This window comes from Prauserella shujinwangii (genome assembly GCF_003001955.1).
Taxonomy (GTDB): domain Bacteria; phylum Actinomycetota; class Actinomycetes; order Mycobacteriales; family Pseudonocardiaceae; genus Qaidamihabitans; species Qaidamihabitans shujinwangii.
Map to the genome: position 1 here is coordinate 72,428 of NZ_PVNH01000014.1, position 22,722 is coordinate 95,149.

Consider the following 22,722-nt stretch of genomic DNA (forward strand, 5'->3'; position numbering starts at 1 on the left):
GGGTCTCGGAACTGTCCTGAGTGGCTCGTCACTGACGGTTTCGTCCGCAAAAGGCCACTCATGACCTTCGCCGGGCGCCGTTCGGAAGGGCGCGGGCCGCCGGGTCAGCCGCGCCGGGCGACCCGCCCGGTCTCGTGCGCCCAGATGGCGATCTCCACCCGGTTGCGCGCACCGAGCTTGCTCATCAGGCTCGCGATGTGGGTCTTCACCGTGCTCAGGGTGATGTAGAGCTCGGTGGCGATCTCGCTGTTGGTCCGCCCCCGCGCGACCGCCGCGAGCACCTGCTCCTCCCGCTCGGTCAGGGCCTCGACCGGCTGCCGCGGCGGCCCGGCGGGCCCGGCTTCGGCGAACGCGCGCAGCAGCCGGGTGGTGATGCTGGGCGCGATCAGCGCGTCCCCGGCCGCGGCGGCGTGCATCGCCTGGGCCAGCAGCTCCCGGCCCGAGTCCTTGAGCAGGAATCCCTTCGCGCCGGCCCGCAGCGCGGCGTAGACGTACTCGTCGAGGTCGAAGGTGGTGATGACCACGACCGCGACCGGGTCGGCCACCTCGGGCCCGGCGAGCCTGCGCGTGGCCTCGATCCCGTCGACCCCGCGCATCCGGATGTCCATCAGGCACACGTCCGGCCGCAGCCGCCTGGCCATCTCCACGGCTTCCCGCCCGTCCGCGGCCCGGCCCACCACCTCGATGTCCGGCTCGGCGTCCAGGATCATGGCCAGTCCCGTGCGCACGATCTCCTGATCGTCGGCGACGATCACCCGAATGGTCATCCACCCGTCCTCGGCAGCACGGCACGTACGGTCCACCCGCGACCGGGGTTCGGTCCCGCCTCGACCGTGCCACCCAGCAGATCGGCGCGTTCGATCATGCCGATCATTCCGTACCCGGGACTCCCGTCCGGCGGGCCGGGCTCACCGTCGTCGCTGACCAGCAGGGACACCGTCGTGTCGTCGGCGGCGACCCGCACGTCGATCCGGGTGGCGTTGCGGGCGTGGCGGCGTGCGTTGGTGATCGATTCCTGGGCCAGCCGGTAGATCGCGGTCCCCACCGGGAGCGGCAGGTCGTCGAGGTCGTCAAGGTCGGCGTCGATCCGCACGTCGACCAGCGGCCCCGACCGCGACGGCCCGGCCAGCCGCGCCAGGTCCCGCACCCCCGGCCGCGGTTCCAGGTCGGCGGGCCCGGCGTCGCGCAGCACGCGGACCATCGCCCGCATCTCCGCCAGCGTCCGGGACGCCTCGGACTCGATCAGCCGCAGCGCGTCGGCGGCCGCCTCCGGGTTCACCTCCGCGGTGGCCAGTCCCGCCTGCGCCCGGATCGCCATCGCCGACACGTGGTGGGCGACGGTGTCGTGCAACTCGCGTGCCAGCCGTTCCCGCTCCAGCAGCCGGACCTGGTCCAGCTCCCGCGTCCGGGCCCGGGACCGGTACCGCAGCGCCGCCCCCACCGCGCAGGCCGCGGACACGACGGCCAGCCCGCCGACGGCGTCGCCCAGCGTGCTGTGCCCCATCGCCAGGGACAGGCCGATCCGCGCGGGCACGATCGCGGCCCCGGCCACGATCTCCCGGCCGGATCCCCACCGGACCAGTGAGAACGGCAGCAGCAACAGGTAGATCAGCGTGTGCGCGGTCACCTCGGCCCCGGCCACCAGGTCGACCACCGTCCCGACCCCGAACGCCACCATCAGGGCGAGCAGCGGCCTGCGCCGCCGCCACAGCAGTGTCGGCGCCAGCCCGGCGGCCACCCCGACGGACAACGTCCGCATCTCGTAGTCGGCGCGCACCAGTCCTTCGACCACGGCGATGACCACGATCGCCGCGACCAGCGCCCAGTCGGTCCACCGCAGCGGCGGGACGTCGGGCGGCCGGGGCTCGTCCCGGACCGGCCGCAGCAGGCGGTTCACCCGGTCATCGTACGAGCGCGGGACGGCGCGCGGATCGGTCCGAAGTACGAGTCAGTCCCAGGGGCCGGTGATCCGGTCGCGCCGGATGAGGCCGAGCAGCGCGGCCATGGCCACCAGGAGCGCGGCGCCCAGCGTGATCCCGGCCCACGGCGGAAGCGTGACGAGGCCGACGTCGTCGCCGGGCAGCAACCGGGTGAGCAGGATGGCGCCGATCTGCGCGAGCACGACACCGGCAACGACGGCGGCCAGGACGGCGCGGCTCGTGGTGGCGGCGACCACGCGGACCAGGCCGAAGGCACCCGCGGTGAGCACCGTGAGCAGGACGAGCAGGGAGGCCACGTCCGCGGCGGTGACCGTCACGGCCTGCCCGCCCGCCGTCAGCCCGTCGATCAGCAGGCTGGTGCCGGCCAGTGCGAGGGCGCACGCCGCCAGCACGGCGCCCACGTCCGCCGGTGCCGGCCGGCTCCCTCTCCCCGGGCCGAGCTGCGCCGCGACCTGGGCCGCGTAGTCCCGCGGCGCACCGAACGCGTCGACCGGATCCGCACCGGTCTCGCCGAGGTGCGCCTCCACCTCGGCGACCACCTCGCCGACCTGCCTGCCCGAAAGGCCGTGCCGCCGCAGGGCGAGGATCAGTTCCTCGCGATACTTTCCGTCCACATCGGTCATGCCCGCATCCCCCGTTCCACCAGTGCGACCGCGTTCCGCGCGAAATCCGTCCACTCCGCACCCCGCTCGGTGAGCGCCGTCCTGCCCTCGTCGGTCAGCGCGAAGAACTTGCGCCCGGGGCCGCCCGCTCCCGCCCGCCATTCCGCGCGCACCAGGCCGTCCGCGGCCAGTCGGTTGAGCAGCGGGTACAGGGTTCCGGCCTGGACGTCCGGCAGGCCGGCCTTCGCCAGCCGCTGCAACAGCGTGTAGCCGTAGTCCTCGCCCGTCTCGGCGAGCAGCGCCAGCACCGCGAGGTCGAGCACCCCCCGCAACCACTGCGTCCGCCTGCCCCTGGGTTCCGCTCTCACCAGCACCACGGTAACGCCAACTAGTAGGTCTCGCAAACTAGTGGGTCGTCGTCAGTAACCGCGGTGTCCGGAAAGACCGGCCTGGCACCGTTCGCCGGTTAAGGTGAGTGCGCGGTCCGGCGGCCGGTCCGTCCGGCACGCCCGGTTCGGTGTCGAGGGTGGAGGGTGCGGTGACCGAGCAGTTCGGCCCCTACCGGCTGGAGTCGCTCATCGGCCGGGGCGGGATGGGCGAGGTCTACCGTGCCGTCGACACCACCAAGGACCGGGTCGTGGCGGTGAAGCGGCTGCCCGCGGCGTTCGCGGCCGACCCGGGATTCCAGGCCCGCTTCCGCCGCGAGTCCCGGGTGGCGGCGCGGCTGCGGGAACCGCACGTGATCCCGATCCACGACTACGGCGAGATCGACGGGCAGCCGTTCCTCGACATGCGGCTGGTCGAGGGCGTCGACCTGGGGGAGCTGCTGGCCAGGGAGGGCGCGCTGGAACCCGCCCGCGCGGTGCGGATCATCGCGCAGGTGGCCGGTGCGCTGGACGCCGCGCACGCCGACGGGCTCGTCCACCGGGACGTCAAACCGTCGAACGTGCTGGTCAGCCACGGGGACGGCGAAACGGACCACGTCTACCTCGTGGACTTCGGCATCGCCAGCGCGGCCACGGACACCCGGCTGACCGGCACCGGCGACACCGTGGGCACCCCGCACTACATGGCGCCCGAGCGGTTCACCGGTGGCGAGGTGGATCTCCGGGCGGACGTGTACTCGCTCAGCTGCGTGCTGTACGAGGCGCTGACCGCGCAGCGCCCGTTCCGCGGCGAGGGGATGCCCGCGCAGATGTACGCGCACCTGCATCACAATCCGCCCGCGCCCGCGCGGGCGCGCCGGGGCGTGCCCGCGGGCCTGGACGCGGTCGTGGCCCGCGGCATGGCGAAGAAGCCGGACGAGCGCTACGCCCGCGCCGGTGAGCTCGCCGCGGCGGCCAGGGCGGCGCTGGCGCCGGGGACCGCCGCGACCGTCGAGCTCGGCGACGCCCCCGCCACCACGGCGACCCTGCCCGGCGCGGCGGCCACCGCGGGGGAGGCGCGCACCGAGCCCGTCGGCGCGGCGCCGCGGCGGCGACGGGGGCGGGTGCCGCTCGCCGTGTCCGGCGCGCTGGTCGCCGTCGCGGTCACCGCGGGCGTGGTGCTGCTGAACCTGCCCTCGTCGGGCGGCGGCACCTCGCCGCCGCCCGGCACGGGCGAGCCGGGGTCGTCGCTGGACCTGGTGGCCGAGGCCGGTCCGGTGGTGCCCGTGGGTGCGCTGCCGGAGAGCGTCGCGCTGACCCCGGACGGTCGCCGGGCCTACGTGGCCAATGCCGCTGACGACACGGTGTCCGTGCTCGACACGCGGCGGAACGAGGTCGTCGCCACGGTGCCGGTCGGCGACGATCCCGGTGGCATCGCCGTGTCGCCGGACGGCACGAAGGTCTACGTGGCCAACTTCCGCACGGACACCATCTCTGTGATCGAGACCGGAAACAACACGGTGACCGCGACGATCCCCGCCGGACGCGGCCCGGACCGGGTCGCCTTCGGGCCGGAAGGCAGCGACCGCGGGTACGTGACCAACGCCGTCGCCGGCGCCGTCTCCGTGCTCGACCTCCGGAACGACACGATCGTCGGCACCGTCGACGTCGGCGCGAAGCCGTTCGAGGTGATGGTGTCGCCCGGCGGCGGCCAGCTCTACGTCACCGACTTCACCGACGACTCCGTCACGGTGGTCGACACGGCAGGCGGCACCGTCACCGGCACCATCCCGGTGGGCACCAGGCCACAGGACTCCGCGTTCTCGCCGGACGGCCGCCGCGCCTACATCCCGAACGAGTCGGACGGCACCGTCGCCGTGATCGACACCCGGTCCCGCTCGGTGGTCGCGCGGATCGACGTGGGCGCGCAGCCGCAGGGTGTCGCGGTCGCGCCCGACGGCGAGAGCGTCTATGTGGTCAGCGCCGGGCCCGGCACCCTGAGCGTGATCGACGCGGCGGCGAACCAGGTCACCGGCGTCGTACCCGTGGGCGCCGACCCCCGCGACGTGGTGCTGGCCCCCGGCGGCCGCCGTGCCTACGTCCCGCTCGGCGAGCCCGGCGAGGTCGCGGTGGTCGAGTTCGCCGCGAAACGGTGATCGTAGGGTGGGCCCATGGGTATTCTCGGCTGGGTCATCCTCGGGCTGCTGGCCGGCGGCATCGCGAAACTGCTGATGCCGGGCCGCGACCCGGGTGGCTGCTTCCTGACCATCCTGCTCGGGATCGGCGGCGCGCTGCTCGGCGGCTGGCTGGGAAGGACGCTGTTCTCCGTCGACATCGGACGGTTCTTCGAGGCGCGCACGTGGGGTCTCGCGATCCTCGGCTCGATGGTGATCCTCGCTCTCTACCGGATCGTCATCGGCTCCCCCGGGCGAAGGCGGGAGTAGGAGCCGCGTCACTGGCCGTACCGCACGCCCGGCTCCCCGGCGGGGTACTGCACGATCCGGCGCGGTCGGGCACCCGGGGTGTCGGGTTCGGCGCCCCGTTTGCCCACCGGCAGGACCACTCGCTGGGTGGCCGCCTCCAGCAGCAGGCCGGACGCCGTGTAGCAGGCGAGCACGGCCGCGACGATCAGGGCGTAGCCCCCGGCCGTCCGCGCCGCGGGCACACCGGCGATCAGGCCGATCGCCAGCAGCGTCGCCCCGCAGGTGCGGCCCAGGAGTTCCAGCGCGATCCCGAGGTTCTCCGCCGCGGCGGCGGCCGAACCGATGACGGTGATCGCCGCCAGGCCGACGAACCAGAAGCCGAACGCCGTGCGCGCCACGGCGTCGGCCGTCGGGGCGGGCAGCACGGCGGCCGCGATGAGCAGGTGATAGAGGCCGTAGCCGATCCAGTAGGAACCCCAGGCCCCGTGCATGGCGGTGGCCACCGCGTCGCGGGCGCGGTAGGCCCACATCGCCGCCAGCACCTGCGCGACACCGCCGAAGGTGAGCACGAACGCGGCGAGGACCAGCGGCGTGACCGACCGGACGCCGTACCAGCCGACGACGTTCGCCGACACGGCGAAGGCGCTCGCCGCGAACCCGAAGAGCCCGAGGATCGACGGTGCCGCGACCGGCGTGAGCACGATCCGCGTGCGATCCCGCCAGAACCCGCCCTCGTGCTCGGCGTTCCGGTCGGCGGATCGGGCCATCGTCGTTCCCTCCCTGGCGGTCGTGGACGGCCGCCTCGGGCAGGGTGCCCCGATCCGGCGCCGCTCATCCCCGGCCGGGCGGGGACGGAAGTCCGAAGTGCCAGCCCTCGGCGCGCAGCCGCGGGACGACGCGGGCGACGGCGTCGACGGTCTGTGCCCGGTCACCGCCGCCGTCGTGCAGCAGCACGACCGCACGGGGTTCGAGACCGGACAGCAGCCGCTCCACGAGCACGTCCGTGCCGGGTGGGTCCCAGTCGCCGACCGCGAGCCGCCAGCCCAGCGGCTGCATTCCCAGCGACGCCGCCACCTCGGGCGTCTGCCCCCACGCGCCGTAGGGCGCGCGGAAGTACGGGATGCGGGCGTGCGGCACGGCCGCCCGGATGGCCGCCGATGTCGCCAGCAGGTCCGCCCTGATCGCGTGCGGCGACGCCGTGCTCAGGTCGTCGTGGTGCAGGGAGTGGTTGCACAGCGTGTGCCCCTCGGCGACGATCCGCCGGACCAGCCAGGGGTGCTCGCGGACGTGGTCGCCCCACAGGCAGAACACCGCCTTCACGTGGTGCGCCCGCAGCACGTCCAGCAGCCGGGGGGTGTTGCGCGGGTCGGGCCCGTCGTCGAAGGTGAGTGCGACGGCCCGGCCGCCGTGCCGGGTGGTGTCCACGATGTCCGGTGTCGCCGGTCCCCTCGGCGGGGTGGCCGCGGCGGGCGCGGTGCCGCCGAGCAGCAGAGCGGTGGCCAGGGCGGCGAGCAGCAACCGGGCGGTCGCGGACATCCGGCGCCTCCACGCTGTGTTCCGGAAGTTTCCGGAACACTCTGCGGCCCGGCGCCGCCGGTGTCAACGCCCGTTCGGCGCAGCGGTGCTGTCCCGCACCACGAGCTCGGTGGCCAGCTCGACCCGGGGGCTCTCGATCTCCTCGCCCCGCACCAGCCGCTGCACGGTGCGGACCGCGAGCCTGCCCATGTCGGCCATCGGCTGCCGCACGGTGGTCAGCGGCGGCGCGGCCCAGCGGGCCTCCGGCAGGTCGTCGAAGCCCACCACGCTGACGTCCTCGGGCACGCGCAGGCCGCGGCGCCGCAGCGCCTCGTGCACCCCGAGCGCCATCTGGTCGCTCGCGGCGAACACGGCCGTCGGGGGGTGCGCGAGGTCGACGAGGCGCTCACCGCCGCGGAATCCGGACTCGTAGTCGAACCGGCCCTCGACGATGAGGTCCGGGTCGACCGCGAGCCCCGCGGTCTCCAGCCCGGCCCGGTAGCCGTCGAGCCGGGCGCGGCTGCACCACAGTTCCGGGCGGCCCGCGACGAACCCGATCCGCCGGTGTCCCAGGCCGATGAGGTGCTCGGTGGCGCTGAGCCCGCCTGCCCAGTTGGTCGCGCCGATCGTGGGCACGTCGAGGGCGGGCACCCCCGCGGGGTCGATCACCACCGCGGGCACGTGCAGTTCCCGCAGCTCGGCGTGCAGGCCGGGGTCGAGGTCGGTGGTGACGAGGATGGCGCCGTCGCTGTCGCGCGAGCGGATGTTGGCCAGCCACCGCCGGGTGGAGTCGGCCTGCCGGTGGATGGCCGAGACGACGGTGCCCGTCCCGGCCGCGTGGGCGGCGTCCTCGACCCCGCGGATGATCTCCACCGCCCACGGGCTGTCGAGGTCGTTGAAGACGAGGTCGAGCAGGCCGCTCCGCCGCTCGCGGGGCGGTGTGCCGCGGCGCCGGTAGCCGTGCGCGCGCAGGAGCTGTTCGATCCGCTCCCTGGTGGCGGGCGCGACGTCGCCGCGGCCGTTGAGCACGCGGGACACCGTCGGTGCGGACACCCCCGCTTCCGCGGCGATGGCGGAGATGGTCACGGTGCGAGCCGGGGTGGCGGTCACGGGGGTCCTCCTTGGCACCGGTCCAGCTTACGAGCGTCTTGACGGCCTGTGCGGATCAGCTTAGGGTGCGTCGTCACGCAAACTTCCGGAATTTTCCGAAAGTATTGCCGGTCATGTCCGAGAAGTGGGAGACCTCGATGAAGAAGCTCCGCCTCGCCCGTCTCGTCACCGCCGCACTCGCCGCCGCCGCGATGTCCGTCTCGCTGGCCGCGCCCGCCCTCGCCGAGTCGCCCCGCGTCCCCCCGGGACACGGGCACGGCAAGCACGACACCCTGCGCTGGGCGGCGCCCAAGGGCTTCCACATCGGGACGGCCGTCGCGGGTGGCGGCCACCACCTGGAACAGCCGTACCCCGACCCGTTCACCTCCGACCGGCCGTACCGGCGCATCCTCGCGCGGGAGTTCAACTCGGTGTCGCCGGAGAACCAGATGAAGTGGGAGTACATCCACCCGGAACGGCACCGGTACGACTTCGCCATGGCCGATGCCATCGTCGCCTTCGCCGAGCGCAACCGGCAGGCCGTGCGCGGGCACACACTGCTGTGGCACAGCCAGAATCCGGCCTGGCTCGAGGAGGGCGACTTCTCCGCGGCCGAGCTGCGCTCGATCCTGCGCGAGCACATCATGACGGTCGTCGGCCGCTACGCGGGCCGGATCCAGCAGTGGGACGTCGCCAACGAGATCTTCGACGACGCGGGCAACCTGCGGACCGAGGACAACATCTGGCTCAGGGAGCTGGGTCCGGGCATCATCGCGGACGCGTTCCGCTGGGCGCACCAGGCCGACCCGAAGGCGGAGCTGTTCTTCAACGACTACAACGTGGAGAGCGTCAACGCCAAGAGCGATGCCTACTACGAGCTGACCAAGCAGCTGCTGGCCCAGGGCGTTCCCGTGCACGGCTTCTCCGCGCAGGCGCACCTGAGCACCCGCTACGGGTTTCCCGGTGACCTGGAGCAGAACCTGCGGAGGTTCGACGAACTCGGCCTCGCCACGGCCATCACGGAGCTCGACGTCCGGATGGACCTGCCGGAGAGTGGCACGCCGACGGCGGAGCAGCTGGCGCAGCAGGCCGACTACTACCAGCGGACCCTCGAGGCCTGCCTCGCCGTCGAGGGCTGCGACTCGTTCACCATCTGGGGCTTCACCGACAAGTACTCGTGGGTCCCGGTGTTCTTCGAAGGGCAGGGCGCGGCGACGGTGATGTGGGACGACTTCACCCGCAAGCCCGCCTACCACGCGCTGCGGGAGACGCTCGCGGAGGCCTCGCGTGGCCACCGCGACTGCCCGCACCCGCGGCACGGGGGCTGGTCCCGCCGCTGACCGTCCCCTGTGGACGACCCCGCTCCGCCCCTCCGCGCCGGGGGCAGGGCGGGGTCGTTCTCGTCCGGCTGCCGGTCAGTGTTTCCGGCCGACCCCGGCCAGGCCGCGGGAGCCCGCTGGGTCGTCCCGGTACGGATCGGCGCCCTCGGGGCGCCATTCGGATATCCAGACCAGGCCCGGCTCCACCAGGTCGAGACCGTCGAAGAAGGCGGCGATGTCCTCCCTCGACCTCGGCTGGGCGACGCTGTTGGCCTGTTTGCGGTAGGACTCGATCACCTCCCGCGACGCGGCGAGGGTCGCGGTGTCCTCGGGCGGGACGTGGATGTGCGACAGCGCCACGAGGCTGCCGGGAGCCAGCTGGTCGCGGTAGAACGCGAGCATGCGCTCCGGCCGGGTCTCCGGCGGCATGAAGTGCAGCAGGGCGACGGCGAGCAGCGCGATCGGCTCGCGCTCGGCGATGACCCCGGTGTCCAGCACCAGCTGCCACAACCGCGGGCCGTCGAAGAAGTCCGCGTCGAGCGCGCGGTGCCGCGCCGGGTCGGCGGTGCGCTCCAGCAGGATCTCGGCGTGCGCCTGCGCGATGGGCTCGTTGTCGATGTAGACGACACGGCACTCGCCGGGGGCGGCCTCCTCCGCGACCTCGTGCACGTTGCCCTGCGTCGGCAGGCCGGAGCCGATGTCGACGAACTGCCGGATGCCCTGGCTCACCGCGTACCTCACCGCGCGGCCAAGGAAGGCGCGGTTGGACCGGGCGAAGTCACGCATCTCCGGCAGCTTCTTCAGTTGCTCCTCGGCGAACCGCTGGTCCACCGCGTAGTGGTGCACGCCGCCCAGCAGGTAGTCGTAGACACGCCCCGCGGAGACCTTGTTCACCGACTCGCCGAGCCGGTCCGCGTCGCCGCCCGCCATCGCGATCCTCCCGTGCGTTCCTCCCGTGGAAGCCGGGATCAGTGTGCCTTGTTCACCATTCCGGGTGAACACAGGGCCCTGTCACGGCAGGGGGCGGGCTGACGGCCCGGTGCGTTCCCGGTGACATCGCGTTGACCTGGCGGTCCCGCACGCTCCACGCCAGGGTGATCCGACCGTGGAGAGGGGAACGGGATCATGACCGACGCACCACACGCGACCTGGGTGAAGGCGCCCGGCAGTCCGGCGGCGGCTCGCTGGCTGACCAGAACGGGGTGCCGCACCGTGCTGGTGATGGTGCCGCACATGACGGCGGGAACGCGGTTGACCGACCTGCTTCCGCTGCTCGAGGCCGATCACCGGATCCAGGTGGTGTTCACGGTGCCGGCGATGGCCGACGGCTGGCACGGCGCCGAGGAGTACCTGCGGTCGTGGGGCGGCCTCGTGCTGCCCTGGCACCAGGTGCTCCGGATGCGTTTCGACCTGGTGCTCGCGGCCAGTCACAGCCAGATCGACCAGGTCGACGGCCCGGTGCTGGTGGTACCGCACGGGGTCGGGTCGAGGTCGCGGCGGACCCCGTGGGACGCGGACCTCGGCCTGCGGGACCTGCTGGTCCGGGACGGCAGGGTGGTGCCCGCGGCCGTCGCCGTGGCGCACGAGCGCGAGGCTCGCCAGGTGCGGCGGTGCTGCCCGGAGGCCGCCCCGCGGACGTTCGTGGCAGGGGATCCCTGCCTCGACCGCATCGAGGCCAGCCTGCCACTGCGCCCGTTGTACCGGCGGGCACTGGGCGTGCGACCGGGTCAGTGCCTCGTCGTGGTGAGCTCGACGTGGTCGCGGCGTTCGTTGTTCGGTGGCGACGGCCGTCTCCTCGACCGCGTTCTGGACGCGCTGCCGCGCTCGCGGTACCGCATCGTCGCCGCACTGCACCCGAACATCTGGGCCGTCCACGGCGGCTGGCAGGTCCGGGCGTGGCTGTCGGCACACCTCCGGTCCGGTGTGGCCCTGTTGCCTCCGGAAGAGGGCTGGCGGGCGGCACTGGTGGCCGCGGACGTGGTGCTCGGCGACCACGGCTCGGTCACCCAGTACGCGGCGGGCATCGGAGTGCCCGTCCTGGTGGCTCCCGGCTCCGCGGCCGATGTCCGGCCGGGTAGCGTCGCGGCGTTGCTGCACCGCACGGCTCCGGTGCTCCGGCCCGCCGCGTGCCCGCGCGCGCTGGTGCGCGAGGCGCGCCTGGGCTGGGCACGTCAGCGGTCCGCGATGGTGGCGGCGCGCCTGACGTCGAATCGAGGGCAGGCGGGACCGTCTCTCCGGCGAGCGATGTATCGGTTGCTGGGGCTGGCGGAACCCGCGCACCCGGCGCCCGTGTCACCGGTGCCGCTCCCCGCGGAGGTGCCGGATGGCCGATGATCCCGGCCGCGATCCGGTGGTGGAGACCCGCATGTGGATGGAAGGCGGGCTGCCCGACCGGGCTCTCGCGGCCCGCGTTCCCGACGCGGGACGGGTGGTGGCCGAGCGGGCGGACATCGTTCTGGACTGCCTGCCCGGCAGCCGGGACGCCGCGCGGTGCCGTGCCCGGGACCTGCTGGTCCTGCTGCCCGGAGCCACCGTGGCCGCCGTGGAGTGGGCACCGGGGCGATGCGTGGTCGCGGTCCGCGGCGGCGAGCCGAGCGACCATCACCGGGCCACCACGCGCGAGCACGCCTGGCGTCGTTATCACTCGGTCGGCGCGGGGGATGACTCGCCCAGGGCGCTCAGGCGGGAGCGGACCCGCTCGGCGTCCCGCCCGCCGGAGAACTCGTAGGTGGCCAGTGCCTGCCGCAACAGTGTGCGTGTCCCGGCGGTGTCCCCCGCGCGGTCGTGCACGTCCGCGAGCGCTTCGAGCGCTTCCGCCCGGTAGTGGTCCGCGCCATGCTCGCCGAGCACGGCGATCACCCGGTGCAGCACGTCCACGGCCGGTTCCCGGTCGCCGAGCCGCCCACGCGCCGCACCGAGCCGGGTCAGCGCCCTGGCGTGCAGCACGGTGTCGCCGACTTCGAGCGCCAGTGCGGCGGCGCGTTCGTAGGCAGGCAGTGCCTCCCGGTCCCGGCCCTGGTCGCACAGCGCCTCCCCGAGACGGCGGAGGTGGAGTGCCGCGGCGCGCGGCTGGCCGAGCGCCTCGGCGATGGCCAGGGCGTCCGTGAAGCAGCGCATGGCCGAGGCCGCCTCTCCCGAAGCCCGGCAGGCGAGCCCCAGATGCTCCAGCGCCGTGGCCTCCATCGCGCGGTCTCCGGTGGCCCTGGCGAGGCCGAGCGCGCCGGCGAAGAAGGGCCGGGCCCGCTCGGGCTGCCCGGTGCTGAGGTGGGCGTAGCCGAGCTGTACGCGCAACCGGGCTTCGGCCCGGGGGTTGCCCGCCTGCCGGGCCGCGTCGATGCCGCGCTCGTGGGTGCGAACCCACGGCCCCCGATGCCTGCGGAAGACCAGCAGGCCCCACAGCGCCTCGCACAGCTGCCAGGCTTCGTCCCACCACCGCCGGTCGGCGGCGAGGTCCACGATGGCGCAGAGGTTGCCCAGCTCCCGTTCGAGCCAGTCCAGCGCCGGACGCGCGCCACCGAACCGGGGAGCGCAGTCCAGCACGCGCGCATAGCGCGGGCCGATGTGGGGACGGGCGGGCAGCACCACGTGGTCGGCCGCGACGGCGTGGTCCAGGTACCAGCCGACCATCCGGCGCTCGGCGGCTTCCCGGTCGGCTCCGGTCTCCGCCCGCTCGGCCCACTGCCGCGCGTGCAACCGGGCGAGGTCGTGGAAGCGGTAGTGGTCCGGCGCGGCATCCATGAGCAGGCTCGCCTCGACCAGCTCCTCCAGCCGGTCCTCTGCCTCCGCTCGCGGGAGGGCGAGCAGTGCCGCGGCCGCGGCGGCGGACAGATCGCGGCCCGGGTGCAGACCCAGCAGCCGGTAGACCCGGGCCGTCGCCGGCCCCAATTCGGCGCAGGACGCGTCGAAACCGGCCTGCACCACGGCACTGTCGGCGACCGCCAGTGCCGCCAGCCGTTGCCGCTCGTCGGAAAGGGAACGCACCATCCTGGCGATCGGCCAGCGTGGTCGCGTCGACAACCGTCCGGCCGCGACGCACAACGCGATGGGCAGCCCTCCGCACAGCTCGGCGAGGGCACGGGCGGCGGGAAGTTCGGTGGTGACCCGGGCCTCGCCGACGGTGCGGGACAGCAGCCGCAACGCGCCGGGGGTGTCGAGGGGGTCCACGTCGACGACCTGTGCGCCGTCGAGGGCGAGGCCGCCGAGCCGCCACCGGCTGGTCACGATGACGACGCTGTGCGGCGACGCGGGGAGCAGCGGGCGGACCTGGGCCGCGGACCCGGCGTCGTCGGCGAGGATGGCGATCGCCTTGCCCGCGGTCAGCGACCGGTACAGCGCGACCTGCTCGGCGAGCGCCGCGGGCAGGTCGCCGGACGGGATTCCCAGTGCGCGGAGGAACCCGGCGAGCACGTCGCCGGGACCGGCCGGGGGGCCGTCCCCGAACGCGCACAGGTCGGCGACGAGCTGTCCGTCGGGAAACCGGTCGGCGGCGCCCTGGAGCCAGCGCACCGCGAGCGCGGACTTGCCCACCCCGCCCGGCCCGACGAGCACGACGAGCCCCGGCCCCCGGCGCCTCCCGTCCGGGGAGAGCAGCCGGTCCAGTTCGGTGATCTCCGTTTCCCGGCCCGCGAACGACGCCGGGACGGGAGGCAGTTGTCGGGGTACCGGCACCGGCGACGAGGGTGGATGCAGGTGCACTCCACCCCGCACGGAACCGGCCTGGACCGCCCATCCCGAGACGCCGCCCGAGATCCCCATGTCCTTGTCCGTGCCGGTGTTCATGAGCCCGCCCTCGTTTCTGTGGTACCGGCAGTCTTCCTGCCGCGGTGCGACCGAGGTACCGCCTGAGTGCGGAAGTTCTGTGACTTTCCCGATGCGGGGAACCTTTTTCGCGTCCCGTGGTCAGCCGAGCCGGACGTCGCCGTGGATCTCGCCGGCCTGAACCACCCGTCCGGACACCGTGCCGGACACGTGATTGGCGACGCTGCCGTCACCGGCTGCCTGGCCCCCGGAAACCGCCTCCCAGTGGGCGCGCAATTCTCGCCGGAATTCCGGGTCGTCCTCTTCCGCCTGCGCGATCCGCTCGGCGACCGCGTGCACGAACCGGGGTTCCCCGGGCGAGTCGGTGGCGGCCTCGAGTTCCGCGAGGGCCTGCTCGTCGTGCGCGAACCTGCGGCGGACGAGGTCGTAGAGTCCGGTCGCCGCCTTGCCGGCGAGCGCCGCCGCGATGGAAACGAGAATGGGTTCGGGCATCGGAATCCCCTTTCCGCGTGGTGGTCGGTGCCGGCCACCCGTTATCCGAAAATAGCAGCAGGGTGGCATCGCACGTGCTGTTGTGCCGGTAAAAGTGCCCCTGGTCCCGGTTTTCCGCTCCTGACACACTGAGGACACCGAGTTCGCGGGCACCGGTGGTTTTTCGGCGGCCGGGGGAGGTGGTGCCCCTGTGCACGAAGAAATCGACTTCGGCATTCTCGGTTCGATGCGAGTGCGGCTGCACGGGAATCTGTCCGTGCAGTGGACCGGGCGGCGCAGGGAACGGCAACTGCTGGCCGCGCTGCTCACCAGGCCTGGGCGGCTGGTGCCGTTCGACACCGTGGTCGACTGGGTGTGGGGAGAGCGGGAGAAGGCCCCCCAGGATCCGGCCGCCACGCTGAGCACCCATGGCGGCCGGGTCCGGGCCGCACTGCGCGACTGCGGTCTCGCGGTTCAACTGGACATTGTGGACGGTCGGATCCGGTTGCGCGTCGACCGGGAGAGGATCGACCACCACGTCTTCCGGCGGCTCGTCGCCGAGGCCAAGGAAGCGAGCGCACGAGGAGAGCACGAGCGGGCCCACGCCGGCCTTCTGGAGGCGATCGGCCTGTGGGCGGACGAACCGCTCGCGGAACTCGACACCGAACCGGCCCGGGACTGGCGGCAGGAGGTCATCCGCCACGACTGGCTTCCCGCGAACACGTTGCTCGTGGAGCAGGAAGTGCGCCTGCGCCGGTACGACGACGCGCTGCGCAGGCTCGACGAGCTTCTGCGCGAGCACGGTCCGCTGCGCGAGCTCGGCAAGAAGCGGATCGCGGTGCTGCGGGCGGCGCACCGCCACGGCGAGGCCGACGAGTACTACCTCGCGTTGCACCGGACCTTGCGGGAAGAAGGCGATCACGACGGCGCCGACGACCTTCGCCGGTTCCACGACGATCACCGCCCCCGGAACGCGGTGCCCGCCAGGAGCGTTCCGGCGCCGGAGCCGCCCCGGCAGCTGCCGCGCGCGGTGTCCGACTTCACCGGGAGGGAGGAACTCTTCGCCGAACTCGACCACCTGGTCGGCATCGGTTCCGGGGCTCCGCAACCGACCGTCGTCGCGCTGGTGGGCGCGGCTGGATTCGGCAAGACCGCCGCCGTGGTCCAGTGGGCACACCGGGTCGCACGGCAGTTCCCGGCGGGTGCGGTCTTCGCCGATCTGCACGGCTTCGCCGAGCGCGGTCCCGCTCCGCCGACGGAGGTGGTGGACACCCTGCTGGCGTCGTTGGGCAGTCCGGCGGAGCACGTGGCCGGTCCCGTCCGCCGCGCGCGGCACCTTCGAGCGCTGCTGGCGGACCGCACGGTGCTGGTGGTGCTGGACAACGCGCGCAACTCCGCGCACGTGCGCCCCCTGCTGCCCCTGCTCGACCGCTGCGTCGTGCTCGTCACCAGCAGACGGCGGTTCAGCGAGCTCGCCGTCGAGCACGGGATCCGGTCGCTGACCGTCGGTCCGCTCTCGGATCCGCAGGCCGAGGCGCTGCTGGCCGAGCGCATCGGCGCCCGCTGTGCGCGGGAGCCGGCGGCCGTCGCCGAGCTCGTCCGGATGTGCGGTGGGATGCCGCTCGCGCTCGGGCTCGCGGCCGAGCGGGCCGCCGCCCGCGCCAACGTGCGCCTGGCCGACCTCGCCGGGCAGCTGCGCGACCGGCGAACGCTGCTCGGTATCGGAACCGAAGGAGACGGCCCGCATCGCAGCCTGGAAGCGGTCTTCGCGCTCTCCTTCGAGGCGCTGACCGTGGAGGCAGGTCGCGTTTTCACGCTGCTCGGCGCGCATCCCGGTGCTGAGTTCGGGGTGGAGGTGGTCGCCGCGCTCGCGGGTGAGGACAGGGCGGCGGCCCGGGCCCGGCTCGACGAGCTCGTGAGCGCGCACCTGATCGAGCAACCCGCGGAGATCGATCGCTATCGGATGCACGACCTCGTGCACGCCTACGCGGCCTCGCTCGCCGCCGCCGATCCCGAGCGGCGTGCGGCGATGAGCCGCATGTTCGACTTCTACCTGCGGTGCGCGAGCAATGCCCGCGGGGCCGTACTGCCGCACACCGATCCGCTGCCACTGCCGGAGCCCGTGCCGGGGAGCGAGCCGATGACGTTCGCCGACGAACGGCGGGCCGTGCAGTGGTGCCTGCGGGAGCGGGCCAACCTGGAGGCCGCCACCGACTGCGCGTTCCGGCAGCGGTGGTACGGCATCGCCTGGCGGCTGCCGCACGCCACCGCCGAGATCTTCGGACGCTGCGGCTACTCCGCGGCGGCGGCCGCCGGTCTGGAGGTCGCGCGGGAGGCGGCGAAGGCCGACGGTGACGACCTCGCCGAGGCGGCGTCGCTCAACGACCTCGGCTACTACCTGCTCGACCTCGGTGAGGTCACCGCCGCGACTACGCGCTTCCGCGACGCGCTGGCGATCCTCGACCGGTGCGGGCACCCGCTGGGGGAGCTGACCGTGCTGGTCAATGTCGCCGCCACGCACCATCGGTCTGGCGATCTCGACGAGGCGGAGCGGCTCTACCGGGAGTGCCTGCGGAAGGCCCAGCGCCTGGAGAACCCGGAGCGTGTCGCCACGGTGGAGCATCGACTCGGCGGGATCTGCCACGAACGGGGCCGCCGGGACGACGCGATCGGGCACTTCGCGCGGGCGCTCCGGATCCGCGAGGAACTCGGTGACGCGGGCGGGCAGGTGGAGACGCTGGCGGAGCTCGCCGCCGTCCTGCGTGCGCACGGCCGCCGCGAACGGGCCGAGTCGTCCGCCCGGCGCGCCCTGGCCCTCCTGGAACGGGGCGAGAACGTGGCGGCGAGGGCCCGGCTGTTCGTGATCGCGGCGGAGCTCCGGGAGGACGCCGGGGAGCTGGGCGAGGCGGCCGAGTACGCACGCAGGGCGGCCGAGACCGCCCGGCCGGCCGGACAGGCCGACGCCGAAGCCGAGGCGCTCGACGCGCTGGGCAGGGTCGAGGCGAAGCTGGGGGAGCGCGACCGGGCCGCCGCGGCCTGGCACCGGTGCGCCGAGATCCACCACGGGCGGGGCAGGTCAGGAAAGGCGCGCGAGGTCGAGCGCCGCCTGGCGGAGATCGCCGCGGTCGAGACCGATCTCGTGCTTCCACACGCGAGGGATCTCGGCCGAACCGGGGTGGCGGATCCGGCCTCACAGGTGCCGGGTGACGCGTGACAGCCACTCGAAAGGGTGAATCTGGCCCCCGTGTCTGGATAGCAAATACTCTACTTTGAGTAGAGATGATTTGTCTCCATTTTCCTTCCTCGCAGGTGACGTGACCTATTCGCGCTAGCCGCGTCACCGTGCGTCACGCCGCTTCTCGGATGCTCTCGCCTCGATTAGCCCAATAGGTTTCTCGATGTTGTCGATCTCGTCGTCACCATCGGCGGAACTCCGAGGAGCTTTCTTGAAGGTTGTCAAGCAAGTCGCGTTCGTCGGTCTCGGCCTTGTCGCCGCTGCCGCGGCCATCACCGGTCACCCGGAGGTGCACGCCGCCGCCATGCACGTCCTCTGGTGGATCTGCTGACCGGGCTCGGGCCGCCGGTGTGAAAGCCGCCGCGAAGGGAACCCTCGCGGCATGAACGGCGGCAACAAGGACGAGCAACGGCGCCCGGACGGGGCCGGGCCGCGTGGGGAGCGCGCGGACGCCCCGGCCCAGATCCCGCCCCGCGGCTGGTGGCAGGTACTGCGCAGGGGGGTCAAGGCCGCGCAGGCGGACAACGTCCCGATCCTCGCGGGCGGGGTGGCCTTCTTCGGCTTCCTCGCCCTCTTCCCGACCATCATCGCGGCGCTCACGCTGTACGGGCTGATCGCGGATCCGGCGCAGGTCGCGCAGCAGACGTCGCAGTTCGCGTCGGCGCTGCCGCAGTCGGCGCAATCGCTCCTCACCGACCAGCTGGCCGCCTCGGCGAGCGCGGGCGGCGCGGCACTGACGGTCGGGCTCGCCGTCTCTCTGCTCGTCGCGCTGTGGAGCGCGTCCGGCGGCGTGAGCAACCTGATGACCGCGGTGAACATCGCCTACGACGAGGAGGACGAGCGCGGCTTCGTCAAGCTCAGGGCCATCGCCCTCGCGCTGACCCTGGCGCTGATCGTCGTCGCGCTCGTGGCCCTCGCGCTGGTCGCGGTGTTCCCGCCGGTGATCGCCAACCTGCAGCTCGGCGTCGTCGGCAACGTGTTCGCGCAGGTGGGCCGCTGGGTGCTGCTGGTGGGCGTGTTCCTGGTGGCGCTCGCGGTGATCTACCGGGTGGCTCCCGACCGCAGCACCCCGCGCTGGCAGTGGGTCAGCCCCGGCGCGGTGATCGCGACGGTGCTGTGGATCATCGTCAGCGTCGGGTTCAGCTTCTACGTCAGCAACTTCGGCAACTACAGCGCCACCTACGGCGCGATCGCCGGGGTCGTCGTGCTGATGCTGTGGCTCTTCCTCACCAGCTACCTGGTGCTGCTCGGCGCCGAGATCAACGCCGAGTCCGAGCGGCAGACGGTGCGGGACACCACCACGGGGCGGCCGCAGCCGAGGGGCGAACGCGGCGCGCACAGTGCCGACACCCAGGCGGCCGAGGCCAGGGAGGCCGCGCAGGCCGAGGGCACGGGGCGTGAGCGAGCCTCGCACCGGCGCTGAGCTGCGGGGCACCATGGCGGGCGCGCCGGGCAGCCGCCACACGGCGCTCACCTGGCCGCAACGCCGGTTCCTGCTTCTGCTGGCGCTGCCCGCGTTCGGGATCGCCTTCGCCTACACGGTCGTGACCACCTACGGCCCGGTGCTGCTCGGCCGGTTCGCGGGACCGTCCACGATCGGCATCCTGATCGGCAGCGAGGGCGTTCTCGCGCTCGTGATTCCGCTGCTGGTCGGCGGCTGGTCGGACCGGCTGCGCACCCGGGTGGGCGGCAGGCTGCCGTTCGTGCTGGCCGCGGCCGTGGTGGCGGCCGTGGCGCTCGTGCTGCTGCCGCTGGCCGGTGGTTCCCCGTACCTGGTGGTGCCCGCCCTGCTGCTGTTCTTCGCGGCGTACTTCACCTACTACGCGCCCTACTACGCCCTCTACCCGGACCTCGTGCCCGAGGGCATGGAGGGCCGCTCCCAGGGCTTCCAGGGCGGGCTGCGCGCCGCCGGGCTGCTGCTGGCGCTGGCCGGGGGCGGTGTGCTGCTGGCGCTGTGGCGGCCACTGCCGTTCGTGCTCGCCGCCGCCGTGCTGCTCCTGCTCCCGGCGAGCCTGGTCGCCGCCGTCCGGGGGCGGTCCACCGACGTGGCGGACGGCGAGCGGGGAAACGGAGCCGCCGCGGCACTGGCCATCCTGCGCGCGGACCGCCGCATCCGGAACTGGGCGGTCGCCAACGCCTGCTGGGAGGCCGCGCTCGGCGCCCTGCGGACGTTCGTCGTGCTCTACTTCACCGCCGGGCTCGGCTTCTCCCTCAGCGGCACGTCGGGTGCGCTGGCGCTCGTCGGCGTCGCGGCGGTGGTCGCCGCCCCGCTGGCGGGCAAGCTCGGCGACCGCTACGGCGTGCGGCGGGTGATGATCGCCGCCGCCCTGCTGTTCGCCGTCGGCGTCACCCCCGCCGTGGTCACCACCGACACCACGTTCGTCGCGGCCATCCTGCCGGTCGCCTTCGCGGCCGTGGTCCTGCTGACCCTGCCCTACTCCCAGCTGATGAGCCTGCTGCCGGAGCGCACCAGGCACGGGGTCGGGGCTGGCCTGTTCGGCTTCAGCCGCGGGGTCGGGCTGCTCGCCGGGCCGTTGCTGGCCGGGCAGGCGATCGACGCGCTGCGCGGGGTGCCGGTGCTCAGCTTCGCCGCCACCGAAGGCTACTCGGCGATCTTCGCCGTCGCCGCCGTGTTCCTGCTGGCCGGCGTGTGGTTCCAGGGGCGGACCGCTACTCGAACCGGGACGGGTCCCCCGCGCCGTGCCGGATGATCTCGGCCTCGCCTTCGGAGAAGTCCACCACGGTGGTCGGCCGCACGCCGCAGTCGCCCGAGTCGATCACCGCGTCGACCACGTTGTCCAGGCGCTCCTTGATCTCCCAGCCCTGGGTCAGCGGGTCCTCCTCGCCCGGCAGCAGCAGCGTGCTGGACAGCAGCGGACCGCCGAGCTCGGCCAGTAGCGCCTGCGTGGTGACGTGCGCGGGGATCCGCACGCCGACCGTCTTCTTCTTCGGGTGCAGCAGCCGGCGCGGCACCTCCTTGGTCGCGGGCAGGATGAAGGTGTAGCTGCCCGGGGTGGCGGCTTTGACCGCGCGGAACACCGCGTTGCTGACGTGCACGAACTGGCCGAGCTGCGCGAAGTCCTGGCAGACCAGCGTGAAGTGGTGCCGGTCGTCGAGGTCGCGGATCGTCTTGATCCGGTCGACGCCCGACTGGTTGCCCGGCAGGCAGCCGAGGGCGAAGCAGGAGTCGGTGGGGTAGGCGATCAGGCCGTCGGCGCCCAGGATCTCGGCCACCTTGCGGATGGTGCGGGGCTGCGGGTTGTCCGGGTGCACGTCGAAGTACTTGGCCATGGGCTGAGCCTAGTCCCGGGCCGCCGCGACGCGAGCCAGCCGGACGGGGCCGCCCCCGGTGTGGGGACGCGGGCCGGGGAACGGGTCAGGCCGGTTTGACGGCGACTCCGGCGAGGCACCGGGCGCGCGCCGGGACGCCCTCCCACCACTCCGTCTCGGTGCCGTCCGGCCGCCACTCGACCGTCCACGTCAGGCCGGGGTCGAGCAGCTCCCAGCCGTCGAAGAAGCCAGCGATGCCGTCCCGGTCGCGCAGGACGGCCGGGCTGGACGTTCTGGCGTAGTTCCCGGCGACCCGCCGGACGTCCTCGTCGTCGAGCTCGTCGCAGCCGTGCGAGAGCACGAGCAGGCTGCCCGCCGCCAGCTGGTCACGGTAGAAGGCGAGCACCTTGCCCGGCTCACGCTCGTCGGGCACGAAGTGCAGCAGCGCGGTCACCAGCAGGCAGACCGGCTCGGCCTGATCGATGACGCCCGTCGCGAGCACCTGCTCCCACAGCAGGTCACGGTCGAAGAAGTCCGCGCACACCGCCTTGTGCCGCTCGGGGTCGGCCTCGTCGGCCAGCAGGATCGACGCGTGGGCGTGGGCGATCTCCTCGTTGTCGACGTAGACCACCCTGGCTCGCGCCTCCGGATCGGTCTCGTCCGCCACCTGGTGCGCCTGCCCCTGGCTGGGCAGGCCGGCGCCGATGTCGACGAACTGCCGGACGCCGCGCCCGAGGGCGCACCGGACCGCGCGGCCCACGAACGCCCGGTTCGACCGCAACGCCTCCCGCATGTCCGGCACCGTGGCCAGCTGCTGGTCGGCGAACTCGCGGTCGATCGCGTAGTGGTGGGTACCGCCGAGGAGGTAGTCGTAGACCCGGGCCGAGCTCGGCCGGTCCACGGACGCGGCGAACGCGTCGATCGATCTGTCCCCCATCGACAACCCCCTGTCACTCGTCCGGGCGATCCCTTGCCCAGTGTGCCCGGTGCGCACCGGTGCGTGCACGGGGGCCGGTGCGCCGGACCGTCGTCGGGTACTCGCCGTCGCGGGGCAGGACGTTGGTGACGTGGCCGCGGCAGGTCAGCGGCAGCCATGGGGACGAACACCGGCCCGCTCGGCGGGCCTTCAGCCGAGGAGGCCGATCGCGTGCTCGATGGAGCTCCGGATGTCCCTGGGGGCATGCCCCGCACGGGCTCGAAGCCGCCACCCGAGGATGAGGGTGAACAGCAGGTCGGTCAGTTTGTGGGGATCGGCCTCGACTGGAATCTCTCCGCTGTCGCGCATCCGGGTGAGTAGGTCTGCGAGGCCGGCCCGGGTGAGATCGAACGCCGTTTCGGTCCGTCGAGCGATGTCCGGGTCCGTGCCGCCCATCTCTGCGGCGGTGTTGACAACGAAACACCCTGCTGGATCAGGCGCCTGCGCATCGCTTCCCAGCGCGACCGCGGCCACCGCGTCGGTCAACCCGTCCATGGTCGGGTTGGCATTTCGGAACCGCTGACATCCGTCGGAACTCTCCGTTGCCCGATAGTGATCGAGGGTGCGCAGGAAGAGCCGGCGCTTGTCGCCGAAGGTGCGGTAGAGGCTGCTCGGGTTGAGCTCGAGCGCCTCACCCAGGTCCCGCGTGCTGGTGGCGTGGAAGCCCTTGCGCCAGAAGACATCGGTCGCCCGGTGGACGGCTGTCTCCTCGTCGAATCCGCGCGGCCTGGCCATCGATCCTCCCTGTGTTGTGGAGCG

At 73.3% G+C, this 22,722-nt stretch carries 21 protein-coding genes; 8 read left to right on the plus strand and 13 right to left on the minus strand.

The annotated features are described in order from the left end of the window. Positions 1-104: 104 nt before the first annotated feature. The 4 genes from B0I33_RS28245 to B0I33_RS28260 are packed head-to-tail and all read right to left on the minus strand — an operon-like array spanning position 105 to position 2,910. Complete coding sequence (locus B0I33_RS28245) at positions 105-767, minus strand: response regulator (protein ID WP_106182187.1); 663 nt, start codon at positions 765-767, stop codon at positions 105-107. Beyond that, a complete protein-coding gene (locus B0I33_RS28250; protein WP_106182188.1) occupies positions 764-1,897 on the minus strand; it encodes a sensor histidine kinase in 1,134 nt (377 codons plus the stop codon). The genes B0I33_RS28245 and B0I33_RS28250 overlap by 4 nt, the downstream gene beginning before the upstream one ends. A 51-nt stretch (positions 1,898-1,948) precedes the next feature. Further along, on the minus strand, positions 1,949-2,563 hold the full coding sequence (locus B0I33_RS28255; protein ID WP_106182190.1) for a hypothetical protein: 615 nt from the start codon (positions 2,561-2,563) through the stop codon (positions 1,949-1,951). Continuing rightward, the gene (locus tag B0I33_RS28260) at positions 2,560-2,910 is read right to left on the minus strand and encodes a PadR family transcriptional regulator (RefSeq protein ID WP_106182360.1); all 351 of its coding nucleotides are present in this window, start codon (positions 2,908-2,910) and stop codon (positions 2,560-2,562) included. Before B0I33_RS28260 ends, B0I33_RS28255 begins: the two co-directional genes overlap by 4 nt. A gap of 170 nt (positions 2,911-3,080) precedes the next feature. Between B0I33_RS28260 and B0I33_RS30615 the strand changes: the two genes are divergently transcribed. Both B0I33_RS30615 and B0I33_RS28270 read left to right on the plus strand, forming a co-directional pair. After that, positions 3,081-5,063, plus strand: a complete 1,983-nt coding sequence (locus B0I33_RS30615; protein ID WP_146147575.1) for a serine/threonine-protein kinase — start codon at positions 3,081-3,083, stop codon at positions 5,061-5,063. 15 nt (positions 5,064-5,078) lie between these two features. Beyond that, the gene (locus tag B0I33_RS28270) at positions 5,079-5,351 is read left to right on the plus strand and encodes a GlsB/YeaQ/YmgE family stress response membrane protein (RefSeq protein ID WP_106182193.1); all 273 of its coding nucleotides are present in this window, start codon (positions 5,079-5,081) and stop codon (positions 5,349-5,351) included. An 8-nt stretch (positions 5,352-5,359) separates the two neighbouring features. Here B0I33_RS28270 and B0I33_RS28275 read toward each other — a convergent pair whose 3' ends face one another. The 3 genes from B0I33_RS28275 to B0I33_RS28285 form a co-directional block, all read right to left on the minus strand. Beyond that, the gene (locus B0I33_RS28275; RefSeq protein WP_106182195.1) at positions 5,360-6,097 is read right to left on the minus strand and encodes an acetate uptake transporter family protein; all 738 of its coding nucleotides are present in this window, start codon (positions 6,095-6,097) and stop codon (positions 5,360-5,362) included. 64 nt (positions 6,098-6,161) lie between these two features. Then, entirely contained in the window at positions 6,162-6,866 is a 705-nt protein-coding gene (locus B0I33_RS28280) for a polysaccharide deacetylase family protein (RefSeq protein WP_106182196.1), read from the minus strand. A 63-nt stretch (positions 6,867-6,929) separates the two neighbouring features. After that, positions 6,930-7,955, minus strand: coding sequence for a LacI family DNA-binding transcriptional regulator (locus tag B0I33_RS28285; protein ID WP_106182198.1), 1,026 nt, complete (start codon positions 7,953-7,955; stop codon positions 6,930-6,932). 113 nt (positions 7,956-8,068) lie between these two features. Between B0I33_RS28285 and B0I33_RS28290 the strand changes: the two genes are divergently transcribed. Then, positions 8,069-9,274, plus strand: a complete 1,206-nt coding sequence (locus tag B0I33_RS28290) for an endo-1,4-beta-xylanase (protein ID WP_245901152.1) — start codon at positions 8,069-8,071, stop codon at positions 9,272-9,274. Between the two features lie 75 nt (positions 9,275-9,349). Here B0I33_RS28290 and B0I33_RS28295 read toward each other — a convergent pair whose 3' ends face one another. Then, positions 9,350-10,183 (minus strand): SAM-dependent methyltransferase, encoded by an 834-nt coding sequence (locus B0I33_RS28295; protein WP_106182199.1) that lies wholly within the window; start codon positions 10,181-10,183, stop codon positions 9,350-9,352. 195 nt (positions 10,184-10,378) lie between these two features. On the opposite strand from B0I33_RS28295, the gene B0I33_RS28300 reads away from it, so the two are divergent. Further along, positions 10,379-11,587 carry a UDP-N-acetyl glucosamine 2-epimerase gene (locus tag B0I33_RS28300; protein ID WP_106182201.1) on the plus strand — a complete coding sequence of 403 codons (1,209 nt, stop codon included), beginning with the start codon at positions 10,379-10,381 and terminating at the stop codon, positions 11,585-11,587. After that, a complete protein-coding gene (locus tag B0I33_RS28305) occupies positions 11,577-11,981 on the plus strand; it encodes a hypothetical protein (RefSeq protein WP_106182203.1) in 405 nt (134 codons plus the stop codon). Before B0I33_RS28300 ends, B0I33_RS28305 begins: the two co-directional genes overlap by 11 nt. On the opposite strand, the gene B0I33_RS28310 is transcribed toward B0I33_RS28305, so the two are convergent. Together B0I33_RS28310 and B0I33_RS28315 are read right to left on the minus strand one after the other, a co-directional pair. Next, the gene (locus B0I33_RS28310; protein ID WP_106182204.1) at positions 11,894-14,032 is read right to left on the minus strand and encodes a tetratricopeptide repeat protein; all 2,139 of its coding nucleotides are present in this window, start codon (positions 14,030-14,032) and stop codon (positions 11,894-11,896) included. The genes B0I33_RS28305 and B0I33_RS28310 overlap by 88 nt on opposite strands. 120 nt (positions 14,033-14,152) lie before the next feature. Next, positions 14,153-14,503: a hypothetical protein gene (locus tag B0I33_RS28315; RefSeq protein WP_106182206.1), complete on the minus strand. Its 351-nt coding sequence runs from the start codon at positions 14,501-14,503 to the stop codon at positions 14,153-14,155. Between the two features lie 190 nt (positions 14,504-14,693). Between B0I33_RS28315 and B0I33_RS28320 the strand changes: the two genes are divergently transcribed. The 3 genes from B0I33_RS28320 (at position 14,694) to B0I33_RS28330 (ending at position 20,428) form a co-directional block, all read left to right on the plus strand. After that, a complete protein-coding gene (locus B0I33_RS28320; protein ID WP_106182208.1) occupies positions 14,694-17,696 on the plus strand; it encodes an ATP-binding protein in 3,003 nt (1,000 codons plus the stop codon). A 403-nt stretch (positions 17,697-18,099) separates the two neighbouring features. Beyond that, on the plus strand, positions 18,100-19,140 hold the full coding sequence (locus B0I33_RS28325; RefSeq protein ID WP_106182210.1) for a YihY/virulence factor BrkB family protein: 1,041 nt from the start codon (positions 18,100-18,102) through the stop codon (positions 19,138-19,140). Then, positions 19,115-20,428, plus strand: coding sequence for an MFS transporter (locus tag B0I33_RS28330; protein ID WP_106182211.1), 1,314 nt, complete (start codon positions 19,115-19,117; stop codon positions 20,426-20,428). The genes B0I33_RS28325 and B0I33_RS28330 overlap by 26 nt, the downstream gene beginning before the upstream one ends. On the opposite strand, the gene B0I33_RS28335 is transcribed toward B0I33_RS28330, so the two are convergent. From B0I33_RS28335 to B0I33_RS28345, 3 genes are all read right to left on the minus strand, one after another. After that, positions 20,388-21,008, minus strand: a complete 621-nt coding sequence (locus B0I33_RS28335) for an L-threonylcarbamoyladenylate synthase (protein ID WP_106182213.1) — start codon at positions 21,006-21,008, stop codon at positions 20,388-20,390. The genes B0I33_RS28330 and B0I33_RS28335 overlap by 41 nt on opposite strands. A gap of 85 nt (positions 21,009-21,093) precedes the next feature. After that, positions 21,094-21,924: an SAM-dependent methyltransferase gene (locus tag B0I33_RS28340; RefSeq protein WP_106182214.1), complete on the minus strand. Its 831-nt coding sequence runs from the start codon at positions 21,922-21,924 to the stop codon at positions 21,094-21,096. Between the two features lie 189 nt (positions 21,925-22,113). Further along, complete coding sequence (locus B0I33_RS28345) at positions 22,114-22,698, minus strand: TetR/AcrR family transcriptional regulator (RefSeq protein ID WP_106182216.1); 585 nt, start codon at positions 22,696-22,698, stop codon at positions 22,114-22,116. Positions 22,699-22,722 lie beyond the last annotated feature (24 nt).